Annotated in this window: 15 protein-coding genes; all 15 read left to right on the plus strand. The window is 32.9% G+C overall.

The annotated features are described in order from the left end of the window. Window positions 1–31 precede the first annotated feature (31 nt). The 15 genes from cutC (at window position 32) to eutM (ending at window position 12,609) form a co-directional block, all read left to right on the plus strand. A complete protein-coding gene (gene cutC, locus RYM86_RS08515; protein WP_315079573.1) occupies window positions 32–2,572 on the plus strand; it encodes a choline trimethylamine-lyase in 2,541 nt (846 codons plus the stop codon). 167 nt (window positions 2,573–2,739) lie between these two features. Then, window positions 2,740–3,693, plus strand: a complete 954-nt coding sequence (gene cutD / locus RYM86_RS08520) for a choline TMA-lyase-activating enzyme (protein WP_315079575.1) — start codon at window positions 2,740–2,742, stop codon at window positions 3,691–3,693. Between the two features lie 39 nt (window positions 3,694–3,732). Next, window positions 3,733–4,086 (plus strand): BMC domain-containing protein, encoded by a 354-nt coding sequence (locus tag RYM86_RS08525; protein WP_315079576.1) that lies wholly within the window; start codon window positions 3,733–3,735, stop codon window positions 4,084–4,086. After that, window positions 4,083–4,523 (plus strand): EutP/PduV family microcompartment system protein, encoded by a 441-nt coding sequence (locus tag RYM86_RS08530; RefSeq protein WP_315079577.1) that lies wholly within the window; start codon window positions 4,083–4,085, stop codon window positions 4,521–4,523. Before RYM86_RS08525 ends, RYM86_RS08530 begins: the two co-directional genes overlap by 4 nt. A gap of 14 nt (window positions 4,524–4,537) precedes the next feature. After that, window positions 4,538–5,209, plus strand: a complete 672-nt coding sequence (locus tag RYM86_RS08535) for a cobalamin adenosyltransferase (RefSeq protein ID WP_315079579.1) — start codon at window positions 4,538–4,540, stop codon at window positions 5,207–5,209. After that, entirely contained in the window at window positions 5,191–6,036 is an 846-nt protein-coding gene (gene eutJ, locus RYM86_RS08540; RefSeq protein ID WP_315079582.1) for an ethanolamine utilization protein EutJ, read from the plus strand. The genes RYM86_RS08535 and eutJ overlap by 19 nt, the downstream gene beginning before the upstream one ends. Window positions 6,037–6,051: 15 nt before the next feature. Next, complete coding sequence (locus RYM86_RS08545; protein ID WP_315079584.1) at window positions 6,052–6,354, plus strand: BMC domain-containing protein; 303 nt, start codon at window positions 6,052–6,054, stop codon at window positions 6,352–6,354. After that, window positions 6,351–6,614: a EutN/CcmL family microcompartment protein gene (locus RYM86_RS08550; RefSeq protein WP_315079587.1), complete on the plus strand. Its 264-nt coding sequence runs from the start codon at window positions 6,351–6,353 to the stop codon at window positions 6,612–6,614. The genes RYM86_RS08545 and RYM86_RS08550 overlap by 4 nt, the downstream gene beginning before the upstream one ends. A 17-nt stretch (window positions 6,615–6,631) precedes the next feature. Beyond that, entirely contained in the window at window positions 6,632–7,960 is a 1,329-nt protein-coding gene (locus RYM86_RS08555; RefSeq protein ID WP_315079588.1) for a 4Fe-4S dicluster domain-containing protein, read from the plus strand. Window position 7,961: 1 nt separating this feature from the next. Continuing rightward, window positions 7,962–8,510, plus strand: a complete 549-nt coding sequence (locus RYM86_RS08560; protein WP_315079590.1) for a BMC domain-containing protein — start codon at window positions 7,962–7,964, stop codon at window positions 8,508–8,510. A 56-nt stretch (window positions 8,511–8,566) separates the two neighbouring features. Continuing rightward, window positions 8,567–9,229, plus strand: coding sequence for a cupin domain-containing protein (locus RYM86_RS08565; RefSeq protein WP_315079592.1), 663 nt, complete (start codon window positions 8,567–8,569; stop codon window positions 9,227–9,229). Between the two features lie 22 nt (window positions 9,230–9,251). Beyond that, window positions 9,252–10,010 carry a BMC domain-containing protein gene (locus tag RYM86_RS08570; RefSeq protein WP_315079593.1) on the plus strand — a complete coding sequence of 253 codons (759 nt, stop codon included), beginning with the start codon at window positions 9,252–9,254 and terminating at the stop codon, window positions 10,008–10,010. A gap of 39 nt (window positions 10,011–10,049) precedes the next feature. Continuing rightward, window positions 10,050–11,609: an acetaldehyde dehydrogenase (acetylating) gene (locus RYM86_RS08575; protein WP_315079595.1), complete on the plus strand. Its 1,560-nt coding sequence runs from the start codon at window positions 10,050–10,052 to the stop codon at window positions 11,607–11,609. Continuing rightward, on the plus strand, window positions 11,610–12,260 hold the full coding sequence (locus RYM86_RS08580; protein WP_252213616.1) for a phosphate propanoyltransferase: 651 nt from the start codon (window positions 11,610–11,612) through the stop codon (window positions 12,258–12,260). A 58-nt stretch (window positions 12,261–12,318) separates the two neighbouring features. Continuing rightward, on the plus strand, window positions 12,319–12,609 hold the full coding sequence (gene eutM, locus RYM86_RS08585) for an ethanolamine utilization microcompartment protein EutM (RefSeq protein ID WP_012425061.1): 291 nt from the start codon (window positions 12,319–12,321) through the stop codon (window positions 12,607–12,609). The last annotated feature ends 23 nt before the right edge of the window (window positions 12,610–12,632 follow it).

Consider the following 12,632-nt stretch of genomic DNA (forward strand, 5'->3'; position numbering starts at 1 on the left):
GAAATATATTTAAAGAATGAGAGGTAAGGAATTGGATATTCGTGAATTTTCAAACAAATTTGTAGAAGCCACTCAAAACATGTCTGCTGAAGAACGTGAATGTTTAATGAAGATATTTGAGGGTGTTTCAAAAGAAATTATAAAAGAAGAACCTGTTTTAGAGCATGTAGTATGTACTGAAGGTGATAAAATCCCAGATGGAATAACAGAACGTTTAGTAAAATTAAAAGAGAATTATTTAAAACATGTTCCATCAATAACTACTTATCGTGCTAGGGCAATTACTAAAATAGCTAAAGAAAATCCTGGTATGCCTAAGATTTTACTACGTGCTAAATGTTTCAAATATTGCTGTGAAACTGCACCATTAGTAATTCAAGATAATGAATTGATTGTAGGAGCTCCTTGTGGTGCACCTCGTGCAGGAGCTTTTTCTCCAGATATTGCATGGAGATGGATGGTTGATGAAATAGATACTATAGGTACAAGAGCTCAAGATCCATTTTATATTTCTGAAGAAGACAAGAAAATCATGCGTGAAGAACTGTTCCCATATTGGGCAGGTAAGTCTGTTGATGAATACTGTGAAAATCAATATCGTGAAGCAGGGGTTTGGGAACTTTCAGGAGAATCATTTGTTTCAGATTGTTCTTACCATGCTATTAATGGTGGCGGAGATTCAAATCCAGGATATGATGTAATTCTAATGAAAAAGGGTATGTTAGATATTCAATTAGAAGCAAAAGAACATCTTGAAAAACTTGATTATGAAAATCCTCAAGATATTGAAAAAATCTATTTCTATAAAGCAATTATTGATACTACTGAAGGTGTTATGATTTATGCTAAGCGTTTATCTAAATATGCTGCTGAATTAGCTGAAAAAGAAACAAATCCTAAGCGTAAGGCAGAATTACAAAAAATATCTGAAATTAATGCAAGAGTACCAGCACATAAACCAAGTACATTCTGGGAAGCAATACAAGCTGTTTGGACCATTGAATCTTTATTAGTGGTTGAAGAAAATCAAACAGGAATGTCTATAGGACGTGTTGACCAATACATGTATGAATATTATAAAAACGATATTGAAAGTGGTCGTATGAATGATTTTGAGGCATTTGAATTATCAGGATGTATGCTTATTAAAATGTCTGAAATGATGTGGATTACAAGTGAAGGTGGTTCTAAATTCTTTGCAGGCTACCAACCATTTGTTAATATGTGTGTTGGTGGTGTTGATAGACAAGGACGCGATGCTACAAATGAATTGACTTATCTACTTATGGATGCAGTTCGTCATGTTAAAATTTATCAGCCATCATTGGCTTGTCGTATTCATAACCAATCACCACAAAAGTATCTTAAGAAAATTGTGGATGTAATTCGTGCAGGTATGGGTTTCCCTGCTTGTCACTTTGATGATGTTCATATAAAGATGATGCTTGCTAAAGGTGTTTCTATCGAAGATGCAAGAGATTACTGCTTAATGGGATGTGTTGAACCTCAGAAATCAGGAAGATTGTATCAATGGACATCTACAGCATATACTCAATGGCCTATATGTATAGAACTTGTACTTAACAAAGGCATTCCTCTTTGGTATGGCAAACAAGTTTGTCCTAATATGGGAGATATAAATAATTTTAAAAATTATGAGGAATTTGAAAATGCTGTTAAGGAACAAATAAAATACATTACTAAGTGGACAAGTGTTGCTACAGTAATTTCACAACGTGTTCATAAAGAACTTGCACCAAAACCTCTTATGTCTATTATGTATGAAGGTTGTATGGATAAAGGTAAGGGTGTTGAAGCTGGTGGAGCTATGTACAACTTTGGACCAGGAGTAGTATGGAGTGGACTTGCAACGTATACAGACTCTATGGCAGCTATTAAGAAGTTAGTGTTTGAAGAAAAGAAATATACATTGCAAGAATTAAATGAAGCATTAAAAGCTGATTTTGTTGGATATGAAAAACTTAGAAAAGATTGTTTAGAGGCACCTAAATACGGTAATGATGATGATTATGCAGATTATATTGCTGCTGATTTAATAAATTTTACAGAACTAGAACATCGTAAATTCAAGACATTATATTCAGTACTTAGTCATGGTACTTTATCAATATCTAATAACACTCCATTTGGTCAGTTAACTGGAGCAACAGCAAACGGACGTAGAGCATGGATGCCGTTATCTGATGGTATAAGTCCATCACAAGGATCTGATTATAAGGGCCCTACTGCAATTATAAAATCAGTTTCTAAAATGTCTTGTGACAGTATGAATATAGGTATGGTTCATAACTTTAAGCTTATATCTGGATTATTAGATACCAAAGAAGGAGAAGAGGGCATTATTACTTTATTACGTAGTGCATGTGTTCTTGGTCTTGGTGAAGTTCAGTTTAACTATCTAGATAATAATACGTTAATTGAAGCACAAAAACATCCAGAACAATATCGTGATTTAATTGTCCGTGTTGCTGGATACAGTGCATTCTTCGTTGAATTATGCAAAGATGTTCAAGATGAAATTATTAGTAGAACTATGCTTACACACTTTTAAAATCCTGTAAATTGTTTTACAAATTACAGATAGTAAAGAAGTATATTTTGACACTAAATTAATTTTTATAAAACTTGTCACTAACATGATTTAACTCATGTTAGTGTGCAAGAAACATTTAAAATATTATTTAAAATCAAGATAAATAAAACTGGAGATTGAATACTATGGGGAATATGAATTTAGGAATGATTGAACGAAAAGCAACAATTTTTAATATACAAAAATACAATATGTATGATGGACCAGGAATAAGAACGCTTATATTTTTTCAAGGATGCCCTTTACGTTGTAAGTGGTGTGCTAATCCTGAAGGAATGATAAAAAAATATAGGGTAATGTTTAAAAGTAATTCATGTGTTAATTGTGGTGCTTGTGTTGATGCTTGTCCAGTCGGAATACATACTATTTCAAAGGAAAGTTTAAAGCATGAAGTGAACCATAATATTGATTGTCTTGGATGTGGAAAATGTGTTGATGCTTGTCTTGAATCTTCATTGTCTATAGTAGGACAGGTAAAGACTATTTCTGAACTTTTAGAGATTATAGAAGAAGATAGAGCATTTTATGATATTTCCGGTGGCGGTGTTACATTAGGTGGTGGTGAAGTTTTAATGCAACCAGAAGCAGCTTGCAATCTGCTTATGGCATGTAAACAAGAAGGAATAAACACTGCAATTGAAACTTGTGGTTATGCAAAGCTAGAATCAGTGCTAAAGGTTGCTGAGTTCACAGATTTGTTCCTATTTGATATAAAGCATATTGATTCTGACAGGCACTTCCAGTTAACGGGAGTGAGAAATGAACAAATCTTAGAGAATTTAAAAGAACTTATTCGTCGTAAATATAATGTTAAGATTCGAATGCCTTTATTAAAAGGAGTAAACGATAGTAATGAAGATATTGAAAATGTTATGAAATTTTTAATTCAGTTTAAAGATTATAAGAACTTCAAAGGCATTGATTTGCTTCCTTATCATAAGATGGGAGTAAATAAATATAAGCAACTAGGAATTGAATATCCTATTGAAGGAGATCCAAGCTTAAATAATGAAGATTTAGATAAAATTGAAAGCTGGATTAAAAAATATGATTTAACAGTTAAAGTGATTCGTCACTAAAGAATTTTTAAATAGATAATAAAATGGAAGGTAAGGGTTATGGGAGAATTTCGTGAAAGAAATATTGAGCGTGTTATACAAGAGTCAGTACCTGGGAAGCAAATTACAATAGCTCATGTTATTGCATCACCAATGCCTGATATATATGAACGTCTAGGAATTGATGAAAAGGGAGCTATAGGAATTTTAACTTTGACTCCTTTTGAAACAGCTATTATTGCAGCTGATATTGCAGCAAAGGCTTCAGATGTTGAAATTGGATTTTTAGATCGTTTTACAGGATCAGTAGTTATAAATGGTGATGTAGAAAGTGTTGAAACGGCACTAAATGCAGTAAATGATACGTTGAAAAACTTGCTTGGATTTACTCAAGCTCCCATTACAAGAACATGAGAAAGAAGAGAATAATGGTGATAGGTCCTTCACGTTGTGGCAAAACTACATTAGTTAATGCGTTAAATGACTATAATGGGCAATTAAGGAGAACACAGGATATTATTTATGGTAAAAATACTATAGATGTTCCTGGTTCTTATATAGAAAATGCTTGGATGTATAAACACATAATTGCAACTTCTCAGGATGCATCTCATATTTTGATTTTAGTAGATCAATCTAGATGCACAGAAGTATATTCTCATGGCTTTGCAAAATCATTTAGATGTCCTGTAATTGGCGTAATAACAAAAAGCGACTTGATGCCTGAAAATGAAAAGTTATGTTTAAGGCAGCTAAAAATGATAGGAGTATTAGAACCGTATTTTCATGTTAGTTTTCCAAATGAAACAGGTATTGATGCTTTAAAAAAATATTTATTTGAAAAAAGGTAAAAGTAAAGGGGGCAATGATGAAATTTATTACTGAAGAGTATTTGCGAGCTTTATATAAGAAAGAACCTTTTAGTGTTTACGAATTAGATCAAGGAGAGCGTCTTACGCCTGGAGCAAGACAATATCTGTCAGATAAAGGTATAAAGATGTGGGATGATGCTTCTTGCAAAAATAATAAAATTCCTATAGTAAAGCAATCAGAAGCATTGTCAGGGGAAAATAAAAATTTTAATAAGAAGATTTGCTTCAAACTAAAATCTATAGAGGCATTATTCCTTGTTACTAGTAGTGAAATTATAAAGGAAGATATTATTTTAGCACAAAGTATTATTAATTTAGAAAAAAGAATTTCAAACATTAGAAATTTTATAGAAGGAAAAAGTACAATTGAAAAACCTTGTCATAAAGAATGTACTGGAATAAATTCAGAGAATTTTTGTGATGATATTGATGATTGTTTTGAAATAACAGAATTTCATATGCAACTTGAAAAAAGCAACGAAATTTTAAAGTTAAATGCACTACGTTGTGCTACTCGTGAAATAGGACCAATTGTGTTTGAAGTATATGGAGACCATAATAACGTAGGAAATCAAATTATAAAAAATATTAATTCAATTATTAATTCATTATCTCAAATGATTTGTCTAACTATTGGAGGAGGAAAATGTCAGAGAAAAGCATAAATTTTGAATACTGTGATAATCTTGTTCATGATTTTGAAGAAGTTATAAATAAAACCATTGTAAGTGAAACATCTACATATTACACAGGCGTTGATCTTGGAACTGCCTGTATAGTATTAGCAGTTTTAGATGAAAACTATAAACCAGTTGCAGGTGTATACAGATATGCAGATGTAGTCCGTGACGGTATGATTGTTGATTATATTGGAGCAGTAAGAATTGTTAGAGAATTGAAACAGGAACTTGAAGAAAAATTAGGTACAGAGTTACTTTATGCAGCAGCAGCAATTCCACCAGGAACAGATGCTTTGGATTCAGGGGCAATTAAGAATGTAGTACAAGCTGCTGGATTTGAATTAACAAGTCTATTAGATGAACCTACAGCTGCAAATGCAGTGCTTAAAATAGAAAATGGTGCAGTTGTAGATATTGGTGGTGGAACAACAGGTATTTCTATTTTGAAAAATGGAAAAGTTGTATATGTTGCTGATGAACCTACCGGTGGAACTCACTTTTCATTAGTTATTTCAGGAGCATATGGTATGTCTTTTGGAGATGCTGATAAATACAAAAGGGATAGTAAAAAACACAAAGAATTACTTCCTATACTAAAGCCTGTAGTTGAGAAGGTTTCAGCAATCATCAATAAACATATAGAAGGTCATGATGTTAAAGAAATATCTTTAGTAGGTGGTACATGCTGCTTAGAAGGTATAGAAAAAATTATTGAAAAACAAACAGGAATATATACTCATAAACCACACAACCCTATGTTCGTTACTCCCTTAGGGATAGCTCTTAGCTGCACAAAAGAAATCATTGAATAAGGAGAGTGTTAAAAGGTGGATTTTAGAATTATAAAATCACCTTCTGAGAGTACTATAGATATTCTTAGACGGCGCATGGATACAAAATGTAAAACTGGTTTAGATATGGTTGATGCAGTTGGTCTTGTGCAAGGCAGAATTATAGATATGATTTATGCAGCAGATATTGCTGAAAAAGCTGTTGGAGTTACAGTAGAAGATATTAGAGGTTGTTGTCCTCAACATATGGTTTTAATTGGAATCTTCGGAGATACAGCATCAGTTGAATCTGCAATTACGGAAATTAAACTTAAGATGGAAGAAGGAAAAGTTTTATGATAATAGCAAGACTGATTGATAATGTATGGGCAACTAGAAAAACAGAGTTGCTTAATGGATTTAAATTTATGTTAGCTGAGGAAATTGGAGGAACAAGAGAAGGAAGAAGACTAGTAGTAGCAGATATTATTAGTGCAGGTATAGGAGACAGAGTCATTGTATGTACAGGTTCTTCAGCTCGTAGAATGTTAGGCGATGATAATATTCCAGTTGATGCAGTTGTTGTTGGAATCATTGATGAAGATTGTAATTTCGGATAGATTCAGGAGGTATAAATATGAGTCTTTTAGATATAGTAAAGGATGCTGGTGTTATAGGTGCTGGGGGAGCAGGTTTCCCTACACATGCGAAACTTGCATCAAAGGCTGAGTATATACTTCTTAATGGAGCAGAATGTGAACCACTTTTAAGAGTTGATCAACAATTAATGGAATTATTTCCAGATGAGATAATAAAGGGTTTTGAAACTGCTAGAAGTATAGTTGATGCCAAGAAAGGCATTATAGGAATCAAAGGAAAACATAAAGAGGTAATTTCTATTTTAAGAAATAGAATTAATGAGTTACAAGTAGGAGATTTAATTGAAGTAAAAGAACTTCCAGATATTTATCCTGCAGGAGATGAACAGGTACTTGTTTATGAACTTACAGGTAGAGTAGTACCAGAAACTGGTATACCAATTCAAGTTGGATGTGTAGTAGTTAATAGTGAAACGGCACTAAATATTTATAATGCTTCTATAGGAAAATCAGTTACTGAAAAGTATATTACAATTGCAGGAGATATTCCTAATCGCAAAACTGTAAAAGTTCCAGTAGGTATTCCTATTATAGATGTATTAAAACTTAGTGGAATTGAAAATTTTCATGATTATTCAGTCATTGATGGTGGACCTATGATGGGCCCAGTTATGAAAAATCTAGATGGATATGTTACAAAGAAAAATAAAGGATTTGTAATATTAAAAAATGATCATCCACTAATTCGTAAAAAATCTGTTACTATGAATCAGGCAAAAAAGATAAATAAATCTTCTTGTGAGCAATGTCGTATGTGCACAGATATGTGTCCACGTTTTCTACTTGGACATAATACACAACCACACAAGATGATGAGAGCTATGTCTTACAATTTGGATAATGTGGAAGGACAAAAAATTGCACAACTATGTTGTCAGTGTAATTTATGTGAGCTATTCTCATGTCCAGCAGGACTATATCCTAAATCATCAAATCTATATTTTAAACAAAAGCTGGCAGAACAAAATATTAGATATAAGCCAGTTCAAGATAAGTTTGAAGTAAGACAAGCTAGAGAGTATCGTTTAGTACCAAGCAAAAGACTTATAGCAAGGCTGGGTTTACGAGATTTTGATAAACCAGCTCCTATGACAGATGTTTTAATAGATTCTGAAATAGTATATATTGCAACCCAACAACATGTAGGTGCCCCTTCAATTTCTTGTGTACATCTAGGACAACATGTTGAGATTGGTGAAGTAATTGGTAAAATTCCAGAAGGCAGTTTAGGTGCTCCAATTCATGCAAGTATTTCAGGAACTGTAATTAAAAATGAAGATGGTTTCGTAGCCATAAGGAGGGATTAATATGGCCAATGCAATAGGAATGGTTGAATTTATAAGTATTGCACGTGGTATTTATGCAACAGATCAAATGTTAAAGACTTCTGATGTTGAAATAGTTACAGCTAATTCTGTTTGCCCTGGGAAATATATTGCTATAGTTAATGGTGATGTTGCAGCTGTTAAAGAATCAGTAAGTGTAGGAGAAAAAATAGCAGGAGAATTTTGGGTTGATTCCATTATTATACCTAATGTTAATCCTTTAGTTTTTCCAGCAATTACTGGTGCAACAATGCCTGATAACATACAGGCATTAGGGATTATGGAGTCTTTCTCTTTAGCAACCATGGTTATAGCTGCTGATGCTATTTTAAAAGCTGCTAATTTGGAACCATTAGATCTAAGACTTGGAACTGGATTAGGAGGAAAATCATTCTTTACTTTTACCGGTGATGTAGCTGCAGTTGAAGCTGGTATTGATGCAGGAAAGTCTATTGCAGAAGAAAAAGGTCTATTAGTTAATGCAGAGGTTATACCATCTCCATCTGATAGATTACTACAGTCTTTACTTTAAACAAGTTTTAGAACTAAGAATTATATAGAAGTATCATAATGAAAGGATGTGAGGATATGAAAAAATTGATTTGTGTAAAAGATATTGAAGCCTTGATAAAACAGGGTGAAACTAAATTCTATGTTGATGATAATGTGATTATAACACCGTCGGCTAAGGATTTAGCAAAAGCTAATGGTATAGTATTTTCTACAGAAGTGCCTAAGTGTGAAGTACAACATTCTGAAATTCCAAAAGTTTGTGCCGATGGAATGGACAGTGAAATGATTCTAAGTTTCTTTAAGTCTATGATGGAAAAGGGGCTCTTGCAGGAAATGCTTAATTGCTTAAAAAAAGATAAGGATATGCCATATGTTTCAGAATGTGATTCTGGTGGATTGAAAGTTGTTAGAGGCAATACAGTTAAAATGGATGTATTTGATACAGGAAATCCAAATGCAAAAGCTTATTATCAAGAATTAGTTAGTAAAAATGAATCTAAAATGAGTGCTGGATTTTTAGTAATTGAAAATTCAAAATTTGATTGGGAGCTAACTTATGAAGAAATTGATTATGTTATCGAAGGTACCTTAACAATTGAAATCAACGGTAAGACATTTACTGCATATCCAGGAGATGTATTATTTGTACCATCAGGTTCTAAGGTAGTTTGGGGTTCACCTGATAAGGCAAGGGTATTTTATTCAACATATCCTGCCAATTGGGCAGATCTCTTATAACAAACTTTAGGGAGGATAAACTATGCAAGCACTTGGGTTAATAGAAACAAGAGGATTATTGGCAGCTATTGAAGGTGCAGACACAATGCTTAAGTCAGCAGATGTTAGCATTTTGGAGAAAACTTATGTAGGTGGAGGTCTTGTTTCAATTGCAGTAACTGGAGATGTAGGTGCAGTAAAAGCAGCTGTAAAGGCTGGCGTTGCAGCTGTAAAAAAACTAGATAGTAAATTGTTGATTTCAGAACATGTTATACCTCGTCCTCATGATGAATTAGATAATATAATTGGAATAAAAAGTTCTTTAAAAAAGTTAGAAGTTTCGTCTGAACTTGAAAATGAGATTTGTGAAAACCTAAATGAGGGTGTTGAAGTTGAGGTTATTAAGAATGAAATTTCTGAAAAAGAAGAAACAATAGAAACTATTTACTGTATAATCAATGATTCTGAGGAAACGAATTTAGAAATAGATGAAAATATTGACTGTATAGATACTAAGTCTGAAAAAATAAATTTAGCAATAGATGATTCATTGCCTAAGGATCTACAAGAGGAACATTCTAATGATTCAAAAATTGATTTAAATAATTTGCAAAAAGCTACTGTAGATAATTTAGTAAATGAAAGTGGAATAGAAAAAACTATTAAGACACTATCTAAACTTAAAGTGGCAAAACTTAGAGAATTAGCTCGTCAATACAAGGATTTTAAAGTTACAGAAGGAAAAATTTCTAAAGCAAGTAAAAAGCTATTGATAACAAAATTTAGAGCATATTACGAGTAACTTTAATACACAAATACGTTAAAAAAGGAGTAATTTGATATGGAGAATTTTGATAGAGATTTGTGTTCAATACAAGAAGCAAGAAATCTTGCTCGTTTAGGAAAAATTGCAGCAGAAAAAATTGCTGATTATACTAAAGAACAAATTGATAGAATTTTATGCAACATGGTTAAGGTTGCAGAAGAAAATGCTGTGAATTTAGCACAAATGGCAGTAGAAGAAACAGGTTTTGGTAAGGTTGAAGATAAAACTTATAAGAATCATATGGCATCTACTATCTTATATGATTCAATTAAAGATATGAAAACTATTGGTGTTATAAAAGAAGATGAAACTAATAAGTTAATAGAACTTGCTGAGCCAGTCGGATTAGTAATGGGAATAGTACCTTCAACAAATCCAACATCTACAGCTATTTTTAAATCAATGATTGCTATAAAATCTCGTAATGCAATAGTATTTTCACCACATCCATCAGCAGCAGAATGTACAATAAAGGCAGCTAAATTGATGAATGAGGCAGCTATAGAGGCAGGAGCTCCAGAAAATATTATTGGTTGTGTTTCTACTCCAACAATTGGAGCTACAAATGAATTAATGAAGAGTAAAGAAGTTGCTATAATAATAGCAACAGGTGGTCCAGGAATGGTAAAAGCTGCTTATAGTTCAGGAAAACCAGCACTTGGAGTAGGGGCAGGAAACTCTCCAGCATATATAGAAAGAAGTGCTAATGTTGAACAAGCTATAAGAAATATTATTGCAAGTAAAACATTTGATAATGGTACAATCTGCGCATCAGAACAATCTATTATATGTGAAGAATGCAATCATGATGAAGTAGTTGCAGAATTAAAAAAACAAGGCGGATATTTCATGACAGCAGAAGAAACAGATAAAGTTTGTAATCTGTTGTTTAAGAATGGGTACAGCATGAATGCTAAATTTGTAGGTAGATCTCCACAAGTTATAGCGAGTTCAGCAGGAATTTCTATTCCACAAGATACAAAGGTACTTATAGGAGAACAAAAGGGTGTTGGTGAAGGTTATCCATTATCTTTTGAAAAACTTACAACAGTACTTGCATTCTATACAGTAAAAGATTGGCATGAAGCATGCGAATTAAGTATTGAATTACTTCAAAATGGAATAGGCCATACAATGAGTATTCATACTGAAGATAGAGATATAGTAATGAAATTCGCTAGAAAGCCAGCATCACGTATTTTAGTTAATACTGGTGGTAGCCAAGGTGGAACAGGTGCAAGTACAGGACTTATACCATCATTTACACTAGGTTGCGGTACTTGGGGAGGTAGTTCAGTTTCTGAAAATGTTACCCCAATGCACTTGATTAACATCAAGAGAGTTGCTTATGGTTTAAAGGATTGTGCAACATTAGCTTCTAATGATCCAACTTTTAATCGCATTAAAACAGAAAATAATTGTCACCATACACAAAATCAATGTGGAAGCTTGAGTCCTGATCAGTATGCAGCTGCATCAAAGTGCATCAATACTGATAATATTAAAAATGCTAACAATGAAGAACTTTTGGATATGATTAATAAGTTAGTTAAGGTGATGAAGGGGGAAGCATAGATGGATGAATGTGAAGCTATGTTGAAACTTCTGCTGGAAACTTTACAAGCTAATTTAGCTAATGGAGAAGTGAAAAAAGATTCATGGGAAATTCCAGTAGGTATTTCAAATAGACATATACATCTTTCAAAAAAAGATTTAGATATTTTGTTTGGTGAAGATTATAAAATGACAAAGATTAAAGATTTATCACAGCCAGGTCAGTATGCCTGCAAGGAGACTTTAACAATTTGTGGTCCAAAGGGTGCTATTGAAAAAGTTAGAATACTTGGACCTATAAGAAGTAAAACACAGGTTGAAGTGTTAGCAGGAGATTGTTTTAGTCTTGGCGTTGCACCACATACAAGGTTATCTGGAAATTTATGCGGAACACCTGGAATTACTTTAATTGGTCCAAAAGGTTCAGTACAGCTTCAAGAAGGATTGATTGTTGCACAAAGGCATATTCACATGACACCACAAGATGCTAAGCATTTTGATGTTCAAGATGGACAGATAGTTTCAATCCAATTTGATGGTTTGAGAGGTGGCATTTATAACAATGTAGCAATTAGAGCAAATGATGATTGTGCACTTGAATGTCACATTGATATAGACGAAGCAAATGCTATGATTGTTAATTCAAAGTCAAAAATTAAAATTGTGAAATAAAAAAATTAAAATATAAAAAATAATAAAATAATAATGAAGAAATTAGGAGGAATTTAAAATGAAATTTGATGCATTAGGAATGATAGAAACAAAAGGATTAGTTGGTTCAATTGAGGCTGCAGATGCTATGGTGAAGGCTGCGAATGTTTATCTAATCGGTAAAGAATATATTGGTGGTGGTCTTGTAACAGTTATGGTAAGAGGTGATGTAGGAGCTGTAAAAGCTGCTACTGATGCAGGAGCTGCTGCTGCACAACGTGTTGGAGAATTAGTATCAGTTCACGTTATCCCACGTCCACACTCAGAAGTAGAAGTTATACTTCCATCAACTAAAGAAACTGCAAAATAGTTTAAAGTACTTAAATTATACAA

This window comes from uncultured Clostridium sp., from assembly GCF_963527835.1.
Lineage (GTDB): Bacteria > Bacillota > Clostridia > Clostridiales > Clostridiaceae > Clostridium.

Coding starts and splice junctions, on each gene's coding strand:
- RYM86_RS08565 (WP_315079592.1), top strand. CDS start 8,567: ATGAAAAAATTGATTTGTGTAAAAGATATTGAAGCCTTGATAAAACAG.
- eutM (WP_012425061.1), top strand. CDS start 12,319: ATGAAATTTGATGCATTAGGAATGATAGAAACAAAAGGATTAGTTGGT.
- RYM86_RS08535 (WP_315079579.1), top strand. CDS start 4,538: ATGATGAAATTTATTACTGAAGAGTATTTGCGAGCTTTATATAAGAAA.
- RYM86_RS08570 (WP_315079593.1), top strand. CDS start 9,252: ATGCAAGCACTTGGGTTAATAGAAACAAGAGGATTATTGGCAGCTATT.
- RYM86_RS08550 (WP_315079587.1), top strand. CDS start 6,351: ATGATAATAGCAAGACTGATTGATAATGTATGGGCAACTAGAAAAACA.
- RYM86_RS08580 (WP_252213616.1), top strand. CDS start 11,610: ATGGATGAATGTGAAGCTATGTTGAAACTTCTGCTGGAAACTTTACAA.
- cutD (WP_315079575.1), top strand. CDS start 2,740: ATGGGGAATATGAATTTAGGAATGATTGAACGAAAAGCAACAATTTTT.
- eutJ (WP_315079582.1), top strand. CDS start 5,191: ATGTCAGAGAAAAGCATAAATTTTGAATACTGTGATAATCTTGTTCAT.
- RYM86_RS08530 (WP_315079577.1), top strand. CDS start 4,083: ATGAGAAAGAAGAGAATAATGGTGATAGGTCCTTCACGTTGTGGCAAA.
- RYM86_RS08525 (WP_315079576.1), top strand. CDS start 3,733: ATGGGAGAATTTCGTGAAAGAAATATTGAGCGTGTTATACAAGAGTCA.
- RYM86_RS08575 (WP_315079595.1), top strand. CDS start 10,050: ATGGAGAATTTTGATAGAGATTTGTGTTCAATACAAGAAGCAAGAAAT.
- RYM86_RS08560 (WP_315079590.1), top strand. CDS start 7,962: ATGGCCAATGCAATAGGAATGGTTGAATTTATAAGTATTGCACGTGGT.
- RYM86_RS08555 (WP_315079588.1), top strand. CDS start 6,632: ATGAGTCTTTTAGATATAGTAAAGGATGCTGGTGTTATAGGTGCTGGG.